At 62.2% G+C, this 17133-nt stretch carries 13 protein-coding genes; 7 read left to right on the plus strand and 6 right to left on the minus strand.

What is annotated here, in order from left to right:
• Positions 1-53: 53 nt before the first annotated feature.
• The gene (locus V8689_RS13445) at positions 54-293 is read right to left on the minus strand and encodes a DUF3203 family protein (RefSeq protein ID WP_056784819.1); all 240 of its coding nucleotides are present in this window, start codon (positions 291-293) and stop codon (positions 54-56) included.
• 123 nt (positions 294-416) lie between these two features.
• Here V8689_RS13445 and V8689_RS13450 point away from each other — a divergent pair, with 123 nt between their 5' ends.
• Positions 417-908 carry an MgtC/SapB family protein gene (locus V8689_RS13450; RefSeq protein ID WP_056784822.1) on the plus strand — a complete coding sequence of 164 codons (492 nt, stop codon included), beginning with the start codon at positions 417-419 and terminating at the stop codon, positions 906-908.
• 14 nt (positions 909-922) lie between these two features.
• On the opposite strand, the gene V8689_RS13455 is transcribed toward V8689_RS13450, so the two are convergent.
• Positions 923-1111 (minus strand): hypothetical protein, encoded by a 189-nt coding sequence (locus tag V8689_RS13455; RefSeq protein WP_032892035.1) that lies wholly within the window; start codon positions 1109-1111, stop codon positions 923-925.
• A gap of 204 nt (positions 1112-1315) precedes the next feature.
• On the opposite strand from V8689_RS13455, the gene V8689_RS13460 reads away from it, so the two are divergent.
• The 4 genes from V8689_RS13460 (at position 1316) to V8689_RS13475 (ending at position 10262) form a co-directional block, all read left to right on the plus strand.
• Positions 1316-3304, plus strand: a complete 1989-nt coding sequence (locus V8689_RS13460; protein ID WP_056784824.1) for an alpha-1,4-glucan--maltose-1-phosphate maltosyltransferase — start codon at positions 1316-1318, stop codon at positions 3302-3304.
• 164 nt (positions 3305-3468) lie between these two features.
• Positions 3469-6816: a maltose alpha-D-glucosyltransferase gene (treS, locus tag V8689_RS13465; RefSeq protein WP_056784827.1), complete on the plus strand. Its 3348-nt coding sequence runs from the start codon at positions 3469-3471 to the stop codon at positions 6814-6816.
• Positions 6813-9059 (plus strand): 1,4-alpha-glucan branching protein GlgB, encoded by a 2247-nt coding sequence (gene glgB, locus V8689_RS13470; RefSeq protein WP_056784830.1) that lies wholly within the window; start codon positions 6813-6815, stop codon positions 9057-9059. The genes treS and glgB overlap by 4 nt, the downstream gene beginning before the upstream one ends.
• Positions 9060-9101: 42 nt before the next feature.
• Positions 9102-10262 (plus strand): GGDEF domain-containing protein, encoded by a 1161-nt coding sequence (locus tag V8689_RS13475; RefSeq protein ID WP_056784833.1) that lies wholly within the window; start codon positions 9102-9104, stop codon positions 10260-10262.
• Here V8689_RS13475 and V8689_RS13480 read toward each other — a convergent pair.
• From V8689_RS13480 to V8689_RS13490, 3 genes are all read right to left on the minus strand, one after another.
• A complete protein-coding gene (locus V8689_RS13480; protein WP_056784970.1) occupies positions 10241-12445 on the minus strand; it encodes an ATP-binding protein in 2205 nt (734 codons plus the stop codon). The two genes, V8689_RS13475 and V8689_RS13480, sit on opposite strands and share 22 nt — an antisense overlap.
• Before the next feature lie 173 nt (positions 12446-12618).
• Positions 12619-13470 carry a CAP domain-containing protein gene (locus tag V8689_RS13485; RefSeq protein ID WP_056784837.1) on the minus strand — a complete coding sequence of 284 codons (852 nt, stop codon included), beginning with the start codon at positions 13468-13470 and terminating at the stop codon, positions 12619-12621.
• 81 nt (positions 13471-13551) lie between these two features.
• Positions 13552-14772 carry an MFS transporter gene (locus V8689_RS13490; RefSeq protein WP_056784840.1) on the minus strand — a complete coding sequence of 407 codons (1221 nt, stop codon included), beginning with the start codon at positions 14770-14772 and terminating at the stop codon, positions 13552-13554.
• Between the two features lie 114 nt (positions 14773-14886).
• Here V8689_RS13490 and V8689_RS13495 point away from each other — a divergent pair, with 114 nt between their 5' ends.
• Together V8689_RS13495 and V8689_RS13500 are read left to right on the plus strand one after the other, a co-directional pair.
• Positions 14887-15771: a LysR family transcriptional regulator gene (locus tag V8689_RS13495; RefSeq protein WP_056784843.1), complete on the plus strand. Its 885-nt coding sequence runs from the start codon at positions 14887-14889 to the stop codon at positions 15769-15771.
• 56 nt (positions 15772-15827) lie between these two features.
• Entirely contained in the window at positions 15828-16505 is a 678-nt protein-coding gene (locus V8689_RS13500) for a GNAT family N-acetyltransferase (RefSeq protein WP_056784846.1), read from the plus strand.
• Here the strand turns inward: V8689_RS13500 and V8689_RS13505 are convergent.
• The gene (locus tag V8689_RS13505; RefSeq protein WP_056784850.1) at positions 16495-17097 is read right to left on the minus strand and encodes a TetR/AcrR family transcriptional regulator; all 603 of its coding nucleotides are present in this window, start codon (positions 17095-17097) and stop codon (positions 16495-16497) included. The two genes, V8689_RS13500 and V8689_RS13505, sit on opposite strands and share 11 nt — an antisense overlap.
• Between the last annotated feature and the right edge of the window lie 36 nt (positions 17098-17133).

A 17133-nucleotide genomic window follows, 5' to 3' on the forward strand; every position in this document is an offset into this window, starting at 1 on the left:
ACCCCCAGGGCATAGGGGTGCAGGGATTCAGCGGGTTCGGTGATACAGATCAATCAAATCACCGAACCAGGCGCTTGCACCTTCACATGGTTACGGCCATCCGTGGCCCCTTCAACCGTCAGCGCGTCTGCTTCGGCTTCAGTGATATAGATCCGCTCGCCCGCCAGGTCCACATAGGACATGGCTTTGTCATTGTCGGTAAGGATCTTCACGCGGGTGGCTGGCAGGCTTTGCTCCTGGCCGTCCACGCCGAGCTTGAAGTAGCACAAGTGGTTGTCGATGCGCAGGGTCATGGCGATCTCCTTTCTATGGGCTATATAGCCTTAGGCGGCACCTATGAAGGCAGGTTCCAGGCAACTGACTGGCGGTCTGCGCTGTCCATTCTTTATCTATCCATAATAAAAAGGAGCGCATCCATGGACGCCTGGTTGCATCTGGTGTGGCAAACCCTGCAAGCCGAATTCGCGGACATCGGCGATGCCCGGCAACTCACCCAAGTGACCGTGCGCCTGCTGATCGCGGCGATCCTCGGCGGCATCCTGGGGTTTGAGCGTGAACACAAGGGCAAGGCAGCCGGGGTGCGTACTCATATGCTGGTGGCACTGGGCGCCGCGCTGTTTGTGCTGGTGCCGCAGATGTCCGGCAACCAGGCAGATGCCATGAGCCGTGTGGTTCAGGGGGTGATTGCGGGCATTGGCTTCCTCGGTGCCGGCACCATCCTCAAGGGCAAGGAAGACGAGGAGGGCCAGCATGTGAAGGGCCTGACCACGGCGGCCGGGTTGTGGATGACCGCCGCCATTGGCGTGGCGGCGGGCATGGGCCGTGAATCGACCGCGGTACTCAGTACTCTGCTGGCCCTGGCGGTGTTCAGCATCATGCCCAGAATCGTCAAAATGTTGGATAAATGATGCCGCATTATGGATCACTGGATGCTTGGCGAATGCCAGGCTTGGATCCCTATTACCGGCGGCATAGTGGTCGGCGGCTCCTCCACGGGCGGTGGGTCGTTTTCCGGCGGTTCTTTCTCCGGAACGGGCGCCGGCTCGCCGGGCGGCAGAGGCGGGTTGTCGATATTCGGATCTTCAGGTTCAGGGGGGATCGGGATATTCATCGGTGTGGCCTCCTTTGTGCTTTGCTCTAGCGGTGGACCGCGGCCTGGGGCAATTGATTCCCTGCCCAGTGGCGGCATATCCACCTGAACTTTTGCTGCGCGCCCAGGCTCGGACCTTAAACGGCCACGCTCGGGGAGAGCGCCGCCGCCTTTGAATTCGGATCAAGCCAAGAGCGTCCACAGGGCGTAAGGGGAAGATGCTCGATGACTGCTGAAACACTGGTTCCAGAAGACTCCGTGCTGCCGCTGTCCCAGGCGCTGCTGTTACCCAGGATCGCGATCGAAAGCACCATGCCGGTCATCGACAACGGTGAGTTTGCCGTCAAGGCGGTGGTGGGCCAGCGGGTCCATGTGACCAGCAAAGTGTTTGCCGATGGCCACGATAAACTGGCGGTGTTGATCCGCTGGCGCGCCCTGGGAGATGAAAGCTGGCACAGCGTGGTCATGCTGGATATCGGCAACAATGGTTGGGAGGGCGCGTTTACCGTCGCCCGCCAAGGCCGCCATGAGTACTGCATCGAAGCCTGGATCGACACCTTTGCCAGCTTCTGTTACGAACTGCGCAAGAAGCATGAAGCTGGCGTGCCGGTCAGCCTCGAGTTGCAGGAGGGCCGCAGCCTGGTGTTGCAGGCCGCCGAGCGCAGTGACAACGAACTGCGTGACCGCTTGATGTTGTTGCACCATGAACTCTCCGGCCTGCTGGAAACCGAGCAGGTGGCGTTGTTCCTGCACGAAGACAGTGCACACCTGATGACCCAGGCCGACCATCGGGCCTATTTGAGCGTGAGCCCCGCGTACCCGATTGACGTGGAGCGTGAGGCCGCACAATTTGCCAGCTGGTACGAGCTGTTTCCGCGCTCGATCACCGACGATCCGGCGCGGCACGGCACGTTTAACGACGTGCATGCGCGTTTGCCGATGATCCATGACATGGGCTTCGACGTGCTGTACTTCCCGCCGATTCACCCCATCGGCCGTAGCCATCGCAAGGGTAAGAACAATTCACTCACTGCCGGCCCCGATGATCCTGGCAGCCCCTATGCCATCGGCAGTGAGGAGGGCGGTCACGAGGCGATCCACCCGCAGTTGGGCACGCGCGATGATTTTCGCCGGCTGGTCCAGGCCGCTGCCGACCACGGCCTGGAAATCGCCCTGGATTTCGCCATCCAGTGCTCCCAGGACCACCCTTGGCTCAAGGAGCATCCGGGTTGGTTCAACTGGCGCCCGGACGGCACGATTAAATACGCGGAAAACCCGCCGAAAAAGTACCAGGACATCGTCAACGTCGATTTCTACGCGGCCGATGCCATCCCGAGCCTGTGGACCGAACTGCGCGATATCGTGGTGGGCTGGGTGGAAGAGGGCGTGAAGACCTTTCGCGTCGACAACCCGCACACCAAGCCGCTGCCGTTCTGGCAATGGCTGATCAGCGACGTGCGTGCCAAGTACCCGGAGGTGATCTTCCTCGCCGAAGCCTTCACCACCCCGGCGATGATGGCGCGCCTGGGCAAGGTCGGCTATTCCCAGAGCTACACCTACTTCACCTGGCGCAACACCAAGGCTGAGCTGAGCGAGTACCTCACCCAACTGAACCAGTCGCCCTGGCGTGAGTGCTACCGCCCGAATTTCTTCGTCAATACGCCGGACATCAACCCGGGTTTCCTGCATGAATCCGGCCGTGCAGGCTTCCTGATCCGTGCCGCGTTGGCCACCATGGGCTCGGGCTTGTGGGGGATGTATTCAGGCTTTGAGTTGTGCGAAGCCGCGCCGGTGCCGGGCAAAGAGGAATACCTGGACTCGGAGAAGTACGAGATACGCCCCCGCGACTTCACCGCGCCCGGCAACATCATCGCCGAGATCGCCCAGCTCAATCGCATCCGCCGCCAGAACCCGGCGTTGCACACGCACCTGGGGCTCAAGCTCTACAACGCCTGGAACGACAACATCCTGTATTTCGGCAAGCGCAGCGAGGACGGCAGCAATTTCATTCTGGTCGCCGTCAACCTCGACCCGCACAACGCCCAGGAAGCCCACTTCGAATTGCCACTGTGGGAGATGGGCTTGCCCGACGATGCCCAGACCCAGGGCGAAGACTTGATGAACGGCCACCGCTGGACCTGGTACGGCAAGACCCAATGGACCCGGCTGGAGCCGCAGATGCCGTTCGGCATCTGGCGCATCAGCACACCCTGAGTGCTCGTTCCCACGCTCTGCGTGGGAACGCCTCACTTGACGCTCTGCGTGGGAATGCCTCACTTGACGCTCTGCGTCGCGCTTGGGACGCGGAGCGTCCGGGCTGCATTCCCACGCAGAGCGTGGGAACGATCTCTAGAGCTTAGTATTTCCAGGAGTTTGCAATGGCCAAGAAACCCAAGGCAGCCACCTTTATCAAAGACCCGCTCTGGTACAAAGACGCGGTGATCTACCAGGTTCATGTCAAATCCTATTTCGACTCCAACAACGACGGCATTGGCGACTTTGCCGGGCTGATCGCCAAACTCGACTACATCGCTGACCTGGGCGTGAACACCATCTGGCTGCTGCCGTTCTACCCCTCGCCGCGTCGTGATGACGGCTACGACATTGCCGAATACCGCGGCGTGCACAGCGACTACGGGACGATGGCCGACGCCAAGCGTTTTATCGCCCAGGCCCACCAACGCGGGCTGCGGGTGATCACTGAACTGGTGATCAACCACACCTCTGACCAGCACCCCTGGTTCCAGCGTGCGCGCAAGGCCAAGCCAGGCTCGGCCGCCCGGGACTTCTACGTGTGGTCGGACGATGACCAGAAATACGACGGCACGCGCATTATTTTCCTCGACACCGAAAAGTCCAACTGGACCTGGGACCCGGTGGCCGGCCAGTACTTCTGGCACCGCTTTTACTCGCACCAACCCGACCTCAACTTCGATAACCCGCAGGTCATGAAAGCGGTGCTGTCGGTGATGCGCTATTGGCTCGACCTGGGCATCGACGGCCTGCGCCTGGACGCCATTCCGTACCTGATCGAACGGGATGGCACCAATAACGAAAACCTCGCCGAAACCCACGACGTCCTCAAGCAGATCCGTGCCGAGATAGACGCCCATTACCCCGACCGCATGCTGCTGGCCGAAGCCAACCAATGGCCGGAAGACACGCAGCTGTACTTTGGCGACAGAAAGGGTGATGACGGCGATGAATGCCACATGGCGTTTCACTTCCCGCTGATGCCGCGCATGTACATGGCGTTGGCCCAGGAAGATCGCTTCCCCATTACCGACATTCTGCGCCAGACTCCGGAGATTCCCGCCAACTGCCAGTGGGCGATTTTCCTGCGCAACCATGATGAGCTGACCCTGGAAATGGTCACCGACAAGGAGCGCGACTACCTGTGGAACTACTACGCCGCAGACCGCCGCGCCCGCATCAACCTGGGCATTCGACGACGCCTGGCGCCGCTGGTAGAGCGCGATCGTCGGCGGGTGGAACTGCTTAACAGCCTGTTGCTGTCGATGCCGGGCACGCCGACCTTGTACTACGGCGATGAAATCGGCATGGGCGACAACATCTATCTGGGCGACCGTGACGGCGTGCGCACGCCCATGCAATGGTCCATCGACCGCAATGGCGGCTTTTCCCGTGCCAACCCGGCCAGCCTGGTGCTGCCGCCGATCATGGACCCGCAATATGGCTACCAGTCGGTCAACGTCGAGACCCAGGCCCAGGACCCGCACTCATTGCTCAACTGGACCCGGCGCATGCTCGCAGTGCGCAAACAATCCAAGGCGTTTGGCCGTGGCAGCCTGAAAATGCTCTCGCCGAGTAACCGGCGCATCCTGGCTTACACCCGTGAATACACCGGTGAAGACGGCCACACCGAGATCATCCTGTGCGTGGCCAACGTGTCGCGCAGCGCCCAGGCGGCGGAGCTGGACCTGTCGGCCTTTGCCGGCATGGTGCCGGTGGAGATGCTCGGCGGTAATGCTTTCCCGCCGATCGGCCAGCTGAATTTCCTGCTGACCCTGGCGCCCTATGGTTTCTATTGGTTCGTGCTGGCCGCGGAAAACCAGATGCCCAGCTGGCATGTGGAACCGGCGCAAAGCATGCCCGACTTCACCACTTTGGTACTGAAAAAGCGCATGGAAGAGTTACTGGAAGAACCTTGCCGCACCAGCCTTGAGCACACTTCATTGCCCGCCTGGCTGCCCAAGCGTCGCTGGTTTGCCGGCAAAGACACAGCAATCGACACGGTACACATCGCCTACGGCGTGCGTTTTGGCGACCCGCAGCATCCAGTGTTGCTCAGTGAGATCGAAGTGACCAGTGCTGGCCAGATCAGCCGCTACCAACTGCCCTTGGGCTTCCTTGGCGAAGACCAGTTCACCAGCGCCTTGCCCCAGCAATTGGCCTTGGCCCGGGTGCGACGTACCCGCCAGGTTGGCTTGGTGACCGATGCCTTCAGCCTGGAGCATTTTATCCTTGAGGTGATCCAGGCCATGCAGGCCGGCACCGTGCTCAATACCCCTGACGGCGACCTGCGGTTTGAGGCAACTGAACACCTGGCCGCACTGCAACTGACCCGTGAATCGCCGGTGCGTTATTTGTCTGCCGAGCAGTCCAACAGCTCGGTGGTGGTCGGTGACAGCCTGGTGCTCAAGCTGATTCGTAAAGTCAGCGCCGGTGTGCACCCGGAGCTGGAAATGAGTGCCTACCTGACCGCCGCCGGCTACCCGAATATCTCGCCGCTGCTGGGTTTTATGAGCCGCCGCGACGGGCAGGGGCAGGACAACCTGCTGATGATTGCCCAGGGTTACCTGAGCAATCAGGGCGATGCCTGGAGCTGGACCCAGAACAACCTGGAGCGCGCGATCCGCGATGAGCTGGCCGACGCGATCTCTGAACAGGAACAGCACTACAACGCCCTCGGCGAACTGGCGGATTTTGCCGGCTTGCTCGGTCAGCGCCTGGGTGAAATGCACGTGGTATTGGGCGCGCCAACGAGCGATAAAGCCTTCAAGCCCGAAGTCACCACGGCCAAGGACACCCAAGCCTGGGCCAAGGATGTGGGCGCTCAGATCGAGCGTGCCCTGCAGTTGCTCAAGCTTCACCAAACCCAGTTGAACCCCGCCGACCAGGCGTTGGTCAGTGAATTACTGGCGCAGAAAAAAGCCATTGCGGCGCATGTCCAGGCGTTGGCCAAAGCCACGGCGGGCGGGTTGCGCATTCGCGTCCACGGTGACTTGCACCTGGGCCAGGTATTGGTGGTCAAGGGCGATGCCTACTTGATCGACTTTGAAGGCGAGCCGGCGCGGCCGCTGCATGAACGGCGCGGCAAACACAGCCCTTATAAAGATGTGAGCGGTGTGCTGCGTTCCTTCGATTATGCCGCGGCCATGGCGCTGAATGTGCAGGGGGTGGATCACACGCCAGAAGCGAACGCGGCGCGCAAGCGGGTGACCGACCGCTACCTGAATGAAGCCCGCGTGGCATTTACCCAGGCTTATCAGGCCGCTGCGTCTACACTGGCGCATGACTGGCAGGATGCCAACGGCCACGACGCAGCGCTGACCTTGTTCAGCCTGGAAAAGGCCGCGTACGAAGTGGCCTACGAAGCAGAAAACCGCCCGACCTGGCTGCCGGTGCCCCTGCAAGGGCTACACGGCTTGCTGAACGGGCTGACACCTATATCTAAACCTGTACGCGGTGGGGAGACGTCATGAGTTTTACACAGAGAGAACCGCTGCAGCCCAAGCTGACTGCATTGCCGGCGTCCAAGGACGTCGATGCGCTGGTGCGCGCCGAGCACCCCGATCCTTTTTCGATCCTGGGGCCCCATGATGACGAGCAGGGCGGCCAGTTTATCCGTGCGTTCCTGCCGGAGGCCCTGAGTGTTCAGGTGCTGGCGCGTGACACGGGCGAGCCGTTTGGCAGCCTCGACGCCACCCAGGTGCCGGGCCTGTTTGTCGGGCACTTCAGCACTCGCCAGCCCTACCTGCTGAAAATCCAGTGGGCCGGCGGTGAGCAGATCACCGAAGACCCTTACAGCTTCAGCCAATTATTGCTGGGGGAGATGGACCTGTACCTGTTTGCCGAAGGCAATCACCGTGACCTGGGCAACTGCCTGGGGGCACAGGTGGTCAGCGTCGATGGCGTGCAAGGCGTGCGCTTTGCCGTCTGGGCGCCGAATGCGCGGCGGGTTTCGGTGGTGGGCGACTTCAATATCTGGGACGGGCGCCGTCATCCGATGCGCCTGCGCCATCCATCGGGCGTGTGGGAAATCTTCATCCCGCGCCTGCAACCGGGCGCGGCTTATAAGTACGAAATTCTAGGCGCCCACGGCATTTTGCCGCTCAAGGCCGACCCCGTGGCGCTGGCCACCCAACTGCCGCCGGACACCGCTTCCAAGGTCGCCGCACCTTTGCAAGTGGATTGGCAAGACCATGAGTGGATGCAATCGCGGGGCGACAAGCAGAAATCCACCGCGCCGTTGTCGATCTATGAGTTGCACGTGGGGTCCTGGCAGTGCGAGTTGGACGAGGCCGGTGAAGTGGCCCGTCAATACGGTTGGCGCGAACTGGCCGAACGCCTGATTCCTTACGTTCAACAATTGGGCTTCACCCATATCGAACTGATGCCGATCATGGAGCACCCCTTCGGTGGCTCCTGGGGCTATCAGGCGTTATCCCAGTTTGCCCCCAGCGCGCGCTTTGGCTCGCCGGAAGACTTTGCCTGGTTCGTCAATGCCTGCCATCAGGCCGATATCGGTGTGATTCTCGACTGGGTGCCGGCGCATTTCCCCACCGATACCCACGGCCTGGCGCAATTTGACGGTACCGCGCTGTACGAATACGCCAACCCCCTGGAAGGTTTTCACCAGGACTGGGACACGCTGATCTACAACCTGGGCCGCACCGAGGTCCACGGTTTCATGCTCGCGTCGGCCTTGCATTGGCTCAAACATTTCCATGTGGACGGCCTGCGCGTGGACGCCGTGGCCTCCATGCTGTATCGCGATTATTCGCGCAAGGCCGGTGAATGGGTGCCCAACCGCCATGGCGGTCGCGAGAACCTGGAAGCCATCGACTTCTTGCGGCACCTGAACGACGTGGTCGCCCTTGAAGCACCGGGCGCCTTGGTGATTGCCGAGGAGTCCACGGCCTGGCCCGGCGTCAGCCAGCCGACCCAACAGGGTGGCCTGGGCTTCAACTACAAATGGAACATGGGCTGGATGCACGACTCCTTGCATTACATCCAGCAAGACCCGGTGTACCGCGCCCATCATCACAACGAGCTGAGTTTCGGGCTGGTGTACGCCTGGTCCGAGCGCTTTATCCTGCCGATTTCCCATGATGAGGTGGTGCACGGCAAGCACTCGCTGATCGACAAGATGCCCGGCGACCGCTGGCAGAAATTTGCCAACCTGCGCGCCTACCTCAGTTTCATGTGGATGCACCCCGGCAAGAAGCTGCTGTTCATGGGTTGCGAATTTGGCCAATGGCGCGAGTGGAACCACGACCAGCAACTGGATTGGTATTTGCTGCAATACCCCGAGCACCGTGGCGTGCAGAAGCTGGTGGGCGACCTGAACCGGCTATACCGCGAAGAACCTGCGTTGCACGAACAGGACGATGCGCCCCAGGGCTTCCAATGGCTGATCGGCGACGACGCGATCAACAGCGTCTACGCCTGGTTGCGCTGGAGCAAGGACGGCAAACCGGTGTTGGTGGTGGCCAACTTCACCCCGGTGCCGCGTGAAGGCTACGCGGTCGGTGTGCCGTTTGGCGGGCGCTGGAGTGAGGTGATCAACAGTGACGCCGATACCTACGCCGGCTCCAATTACGGTAACGGTGGCGCCGTATTTACCCAGGATGAGCCGCGCCATGGGCAACCGGTGTCGCTGTCGCTGAACTTGCCGCCCTTGGGTGTGCTGATTTTGCGGCCCGAGGAGCCTGAAACGCTCTAGCACGGCGGATGCTGCTGTTCGGCTTGCTGGCAAGGTGCCACAATGGCGCCTTTGTCGTCGCCGTTCACACAGGCCAATCCCATGAATAGCCTCGGGCAAGATCAGGGTCAGCAAATCGAAGAGCAGGTGCGAACCGACCGTTTGCACCAGCTGTTTCGTCAATCATTCTCGGCGATCTTCGGCAGTTACCTGGGCGCCGTCATGCTCTGCTGGCTGTGCTGGGATCGGTTCGATCATCAGGTCATCCTGGTGTGGCTGGTACTCTTGGCGGGTTCAACATTGGTGCGTCTGCATCTGTTCGTGCAATGGTTTCGCTGCCCGGACGCGGGGCGTACACCCGCCCGTTGGGAACGCCGCTACTGGGTCACGCTGATGCTGTCGGCGGGTATCTGGGGCGGCGGGGCGCTGGCGGTGATGCCGGTCGATGACCGCTTATCCCAGGTGTTGGTGATGCTGTTTACCGTGGGCATGTCGGTGAGCGCGGTGTCCTGTTATTCGGCCTATCGCTACATGACGCTGGGCTCCATGGCGCTGGTGTTGCTTCCCTGTACGGTATGGATGCTGCTCCAGCCCTCACCGATGCAAGTCGGCGTGGCGCTGGCAGTGCTGGTGTTTGCCTCGTTTGTGGCGGGTGCGACGCGCAAGCTCTCCGATGCCCTGGAAAAAGCCTTTCGCCTGACGCGGCAAATGGAGCGCGCTCATCACATTTCCACCCGCGCCGCCCAGACCGATGAGCTGACCGGGCTGATGAACCGTCGGGCGTTTTACGAACAGGCCCAGTTGCTCTACGCGCAGTGCCTGCGCGAGCAGCAGCCGCTGTGTGCGTTGATGATGGACATGGACCACTTCAAAGCCATCAATGACACCTACGGCCACCAAGCCGGTGACCAGGTGTTGCGCCAGATTGGCGCGGTGATCAGCGCATCCTTTCGCCAGACCGATATCTACGGTCGCCTGGGAGGCGAGGAGTTTGCGGTGTTGCTGCCCAATACCTCATTGGAGACCGCGCGCGGCATTGCCGAGCAGTTGATCCAGAAAATTGGTGATTTGCCCGCCGACCCGGTACAGGGGGTGAGCGCCAGCCTGGGCGTGGCATCCACCCACGCTCAGCATCTGGACTTGAACGGCTTGATGAACAGCGCCGACAAGGCCCTGTACCAGGCCAAGGCATCGGGCCGCAATCAGGTGGCGGTCGTCGACTGATCCTTGCACATCGCCTTTGCCAGCACCCGCGCAACCTGGTCGGCGGAGTAGGGCTTGGCGAGGAATTCAAAGCCTTCATAGCCGCTGTCCGCCAGCTCCTCGCTGTAGCCGGAGACGAGCACCACCGGCAGGTCCGGGCGGCGCTGGCGCAGCAGCTTGGCCATGGCCACGCCGGTCATGCCGGGCATCACCACGTCGGAGAAAATCGCGTCAAACCCCTGGACGTCTGTGCCGGCGAGGTTCAGCGCCTGTTCGGCATTGGTCGCCCAGGTGGTCTGGTAACCCAGGTCCTTGAGGATCTGGCTGGCGAAGCGTCCCACCTCAAGGTTGTCCTCGACGATCAGCACGTGCTGATGAGCCGCCTCTTGCGGCGCAGGCAGGTCTGCATGCGGGTCTTGATCCGGCGCCGCTTCGCCTTCGACTTGCGGCAGGTACAAGGTAAACACCGTGCCGTGGCCCAGGGTGCTGGCCACATCGATATTGCCGCCTGACTGCTTGGCAAAGCCGAATACCTGCGACAGGCCCAGGCCCGTGCCTTTGCCCACGGCCTTGGTGGTGAAGAACGGCTCGAAAATGCGCTCGAAAGTATCGCTGGGAATTCCGGTGCCGGTGTCGGCCAGGGAGATGGCGATGTAGGGCATGCACGACTCGGCATCCCCGCGAATACGTGGCAGCGTTTGCTGCCCGGCGACCTTGAGGGTCAGGGTACCCTGGCCGTCCATCGCATCGCGGGCGTTGAGGGCGATGTTGATCAGCGCGGTTTCGAACTGGCTGGGGTCGATGCGCGCATAGCAGGGCTGATCGGGCAATTGCACCTGCACATGAATGCGTGCGCCGGTGACGCTTTCGAGCATCTCGCCGATGTTCTGCACGCGCTGGCCGACATCGAACACCTGCGGGTTCAACGGTTGGCGACGGGCAAAGGCGAGCAGTTGGCTGGTGAGCTTGCTGGCGCGCTCCACGGTGTCGGACACCGCGCACATATAGCGTTGCCGACGTTCTTCGGACAGGCCCGGTTGGCGCAGGAAATCCACGGATGAGCGGATAATGGTCAGCAGGTTGTTGAAGTCATGGGCGACGCCACCGGTCAGTTGGCCGATGGCCTCCAGTTTTTGTGACTGGCGCAGTGCAGCTTCGGCTTCGGCCAGCGCACGGGTACGCTCATTCACGCGCTGCTCGAGGCTGGCATTGAGTTCCGCATAGGCGGCCAGGCCCTTACGCACGGCGGCGTCGGCACGCACGCGCTCGATATGCGCCCAGGAACGTTCGGTGACTTCGCCCAACAGCGCGATGTCGTAGGACGACCAAAAGCGCGGCACTTTGTCGTGTACGGCCATCAGTGCGGTGAGCCGCCCGTCTTTGATCAAGGGCATGCAAATAGTGGCTGTCACACCGAGCGCCTGGAAGCTTGCGGCATCATGGGGCGGCAACTCGATCAGATTATTGCGTATCACCAGTGGCTCGCCGGCACGCAGGCAGTTGACCGCGCATTCGCCAAACGCCGCCAGGCTGTAATGGCCGATGATGCTCGGCGAGCCTTGCGCCGACCAGTCGCCGCGAATGGTGAAGCCGTCTTGATCCTCGTCCATGTCGGCGTAGGCGCAGATGGACACCTGCAGGTGCTGGGCCAACAAACGGGTGGTCGACGTCATGATGCTTTCGGCGTCGGTGGCGTTGGTCACGCAGTTGCTAATGGCGTCCAGCACTTCAAGACGACGGGCCAGGAACACCGTGGCAGTGGTTTCGGTCACCGTGTCGAGCAAACCGACCACCACGCCTTGGGCATTGCGAATCGGGCTGTAGCAAAAGGTGAAATAGGCTTGTTCCGGCGCTTCGTTGCGTTGAATCAACAGCGGGAAGTTTTCGATATAGGTGGCATGCCCGTCGAACGCGGCGTCGGCGATAGGGCTGATATCGTCCCACACCTCGTGCCAGATCTCGTTGAACGGGCGGCCCAACGCGTCGGGTTTGCTCCCCAGGATCGGCGTAAACGCATCGTTGTAGAGGGTAATCAACTGAGGCCCCCAGACAATGGCCTGGGGGAAACTCGACGCGAAGGACAGCGCAACGGTTGTCTTCAACACATCGGGCCAGTGCTCAAGCGGCCCCAGGGGCGTATTGGCCCAATCATGCTGACGAACCCGCTCTGCCATTTCGCTGCTGCCTTGCAGCCAATTCATCATTGGGTTCACACCTTGCTTGCCACGCATTGTTTAGCTTTGAAGAGTCACACCGACTAGCAACAGACCGGAATGACCGCATTCAGTTCAGCGCGATTATCTCCCTGATAGCACTTTGATTTCATTGTCTATTTTCACACCGTCATCATTGGCCGGGTTGGGCCGGCGCCCAACCTTTATTGCGTGCCGAATAAACCCGTCCAATAGATGCCCGCGTCACTCTTGGGGTCCATCGCGTAGGCGGCACCCAAGTCGCGAAATTGCGGGTTCATCAGGGTGGCGCAGTGGCCGGGGCTGGCGAGCCAACCGTCGACGACCTTGCGCGGCGTGTCGAGGCCGGCGGCGATGGTTTCGCCGATGTTCTTCGCGATATACCCGGCCAGTTCGGCGCGGTCACCGGGCGTACGCCCGTCGTGGTCCAGGTGGTCGAAGAAGTTGCCATTGGCCATGTTGCGCGTGTGGCTGTTGGCCGCGCTGGCCAGCGTGTCGTTCCACGACAGCGGTGTGGTCGCGGTGAACGCCTGGGTGCCGCACTGGCGCGGCTCGGCACGCGCGGTGTTGATCAGGTCGAGCAGTTTTCTGCCTTCGGTCTGCCAGTCGCCCAGGCCACTGGTCAGCAGCGGGCGGGCCAGCACGATGCGCCAGTCCTGGCCGCTGTTGCTGACGCCGATGTCGACAAATTGCGGATCGAGCACTACGCGGCAGAAGCTTTCGCGTACCGCCTTCATGGCGGCCTGGGCATCCTTGGGCCCGGACAGGCTGATGGCCTGCACGTTCACCATGGGGTACGCAGCCCGCGCCAGCGACTGCTGCAAATCGCCGACGTTGGAGGCCGGCAACACCAGCCGTGTGTCGCTGGCCAGCGGTGGCAGCTCCTGGGAACCCTGGTCACCGCAGCGTTGTACCTGGCTGCGGTATTGGTTGATCTGTTGGACTAACTGACTTTCTTCATTCGCCATCGCGCTGGCGCAGAACACCGTAGTGGCGGCCAGCGTCGTAAGACCCATCATCAATGACAGAACGCGCATGGACGTTACCCTTGAGCTTGAAAGTGCCCATGATGCGCGATCCAGGTGCATCCATGCACCCGTTGGTCCGAACTTTTTTGCTCAATTCTTGAATGCCGAGTGTTTCGCGCCCTGATCGCGCTGGGCCAAGACCTTCACCAAAATGGCCACCAGTATCAAACCCGCGGCCATGGCGAAGGTCGCGTGCAAGCCGGCAGCTACCGCCTGTGGCGCAGCGTGACTGACATCCGGGGTGGCGCGGGCAAATACTGCGCCGAGGGCCGATGCGCCGAAAATCAGGCCCAGGTTGCGCGACAGATTCAGCAGGCCGGACACCGTGCCTCGGCGGGTCGCCTGTATGTCGCTCATCACCGCCGTGTTGTTGGCCGCCTGGAACAGGCTGTAGCCGGCCGTCAACACGATCAGGGCCGCGAGATAAACGCCAAGCCCGGACACCTGCGACAGCAACAAGGCGCCGCACAGCATCACACCCAATCCCAAGAGGATCAGGCGCTGGCTGCCGAGGCGATCGGTCAGGTAACCCGCCGGCACACCGGTAACCGCTGCAACCGCTGGCCCCACGGCCATGGCCAAGCCCATCCAGGCGGGATCGAGGCCCAGACTACGGGACAGGTAGAACGGGCCCACCACAAACGTGGCCATGATCACCGCCGACACCAGGGCACTCATGGCCAAGCCGGCACGCAATTGCGCATCGCGCAGGGGCGCCCAGAATGTATCGCCTGGCCAAGCGTCGCGGCGGTCAGCATCCACCGGCAAATAACGATAGGCGAGGGCGGCAGCCACACCCGCCAAGGGCAGGCCGATCAAAAACAGCGCGCGCCAGCTCCACAGGCTGAGCAATACTCCGCCGACACTCGGCCCCATGGCCGTGCCGAGTGCCGACATTGTGCCGAGCAGGCCCATGACTCGGCCGGTATTTTCTTGAGTGACGGTGTCACCCACCATGCCCAGGGTCATCGCCATCATGATCGCCGCGCCCAGGCCCTGGAAGGCCCGTGCGCCGATCAGCCAGGGCAGGGTTGGCGCGATGCCACACCCGGCGCAGGCCAGGGCAAACACCAGCAAGCCGGCCAGCAGCAAGCGCCGGCGCCCCAGACGGTCGCCCAGGCGCCCGGCGCTGACGATCACGGCGGTGATGGCCAGCAGGTAGGCGAGCACCACCCACTGCACGGCATGAAACGAGGCCCCGAAGGCGTGCGCCAGGCTAGGCAGGCCAACATTGGCGATGCTGGTGCCCAGGGCGGCCAGCAGCATGGACAACGACAAAGCGACCAGGCCGCCGCGTGTGGAGGTTTGCATGCGCGTTTCCTTGAGTGAATGCACGTGTCACAAATCTACGGCGTCGCCTAACATGGCGGAAGACGCATGGGTTGCAGGTTATAGCTGCACCGAACGCCTGATTAAGGAGCCCGCATGCCCGACCTCAATTTACTCATCACCCTGGACGTGTTGCTTGCCGAAGGCAGCGTCGCTCGCGCTGCCCAGCGCTTGCGCCTGAGCCCTTCGGCCATGAGCCGGGCCCTGGCGCGTTTGCGCGCGGCCACGGGCGACCCGTTGCTGGTGCGCGCCGGTCGCGGCCTGGTGCCGACGCCCCGGGCGTTGCAGCTGCGCGAGCAGGTCAGCCAACTGGTGCAGGACGCCCACGCCGTATTGCGCCCGGCGCACACCTTGGACTTGGGGGCGGTGGTGCGCACCTTCACCCTGCGCGCCAGTGAGGAGTTCGTCGAACGCTTCGGCCCCGCATTGCTGGCGCGTATCGCCCAGGAGGCACCCGGTGTGCGCTTGCGCTTTGTGCACAAGAGCGACAAGCACAGTGCGTTGCTACGCGACGGTGGTGTCGACCTGGAAACCGGTGTGGTCGATGTCGGCGCCAGCCCCGAGGTGCTGACCCAGGCGCTGTTTCGTGACCGCCTGGTGGGCGTGGTGCGCGAGGGCCATCCTCTGAGTCGCGGCCCTTTGAGCGCAGCGCGTTTCGCCCAGGGACAACACGTCTATGTGTCGCGGCGCGGCCAGGACCGTGGCCAGATCGACGAGGCCCTGGAGGCGCAAGGTCTGGTCCGGCAGGTCAGCATCGTGGTCGCCGGTTTCAACACGGCCATCGCCCTGGCGCGGGTCACCGACCTGATCGCCAGCGTGCCTGAGCGCTACCTCACCGTGCCGCCTGAAGGCTTGCACTGCTTTGAGCTGCCGGTGACATTGCCGCCGTTTACCGTGGCGATGCTGTGGCACCCGCGACAGGACGCCGACCTGGCCCATCGATGGCTGCGCACCTGTTTGCGCGAGGTGTGCGGGCCATGAGCGGCCCGCAACAGGTACAATCGCCGCTGCCTTGACGCGAAACCCCAGGAATTTGCATGTTCAGCCTTACCCGCTACACCACACCGTGCCCCGAACCGATCAACAGCCAGATCCTGCAGATGGTGGTAGACAACCTCACCGATATCAGCAGCGTGGCGTTGGCACCGAGCAACCTGCTGTACAACATCTATCAGTACGCCATCGGGTTTGAGGTGCACCTGTACCTTGAGGCGTTGAATGGCGAAAAGGGCGTTGCGGTGGAGTTGGTCGTGGCGATGGAAGACGACGCGGTGGTGGGCTTTTGCCTGTATCTGCCGGTGAAGGATGATCCGCACGCGTGTGGCATCGCGTTTATGGCGGTGCAGGCCGGCTTTCGTCGCCAGGGTGTGGCACGCAGCATGCTGGACGAGGTCTTGGCGCGTTATCCCCACGCCGAACTGGCCTGTGCGGTAGAGAAGGTCGCGGTGTTCGAAGCCCTGGGTTTCCAGGTGCGCGGTGCGCGTGGCACCCAGGTCGTGATGAACACCCGCAACTACGCCACCGATGGGCTGATGGGCGTGTTGGATGTGGCCTCGATCTACAGCTCGCTGGAAGTGCGGCAGATCCACACCTACCTGCTGCAAAAACACGGCAAGCGCGCCATGGTCGACGCAGAGAAACAGCGTGATCGGCACCTGGACCAGTTGACGCGCAAGGCGCACCTGTTCGTCCAGGGCCGTCTGCCTACGGCCTGACCCGCCTGACCATCCCGAGGATAGTCTCCAGCAGCTCCTGCTGAGCTTCCTCGCGGCTGATCTCGCCATTGGCCGCCGCGTGGGACAGCGCTTCCGCCGCGCCGAGCATGGCGCGCAGGCCGGCCTGGGAAATGCTGCCGCCAGCGGTGAAGGGCGACAGCGCGTCCCGGCATTTATCGAGGAAGATCGCCTCGTATTCACGCTTGGACGCCTCCAACTCTGGCGAACCGCTCAAGGCGGCAATCACGCCGGGGATTTCCCGACCTTGCAACAGCACACAATCAACATACGACGAGGCGATGACCCACGCGCGGTCCTCGAGGGTCGCATTGCTGGTGGCGATGGCATTGGCAAATACCTGGTCCTGGCGCTCGTCGAAGTCTGCATACAGCGCGGCCAGCAACCCCGCGCGCGTCGCGAAGTGGTCGTACACCACCGGCTTGGTGACGCCCGCCAGCTCGGCCAGGCGGCCCAGGGTCAGGGCGTCGGTGCCTTCGTCACGCACCAATTGCCAGGCCACGTCGAGTAGCTGACGCAGGCGATCTTCACGAGATAAACGACGACGTGGGGCAGGGGATTCACTGCTTGACATGCTTATATACCAAAAGTAACTTATTCGACGTAACTT

This window comes from Pseudomonas sp. AK181 (assembly GCF_051122975.1).
Taxonomy (GTDB): Bacteria; Pseudomonadota; Gammaproteobacteria; order Pseudomonadales; family Pseudomonadaceae; genus Aquipseudomonas; species Aquipseudomonas lactis.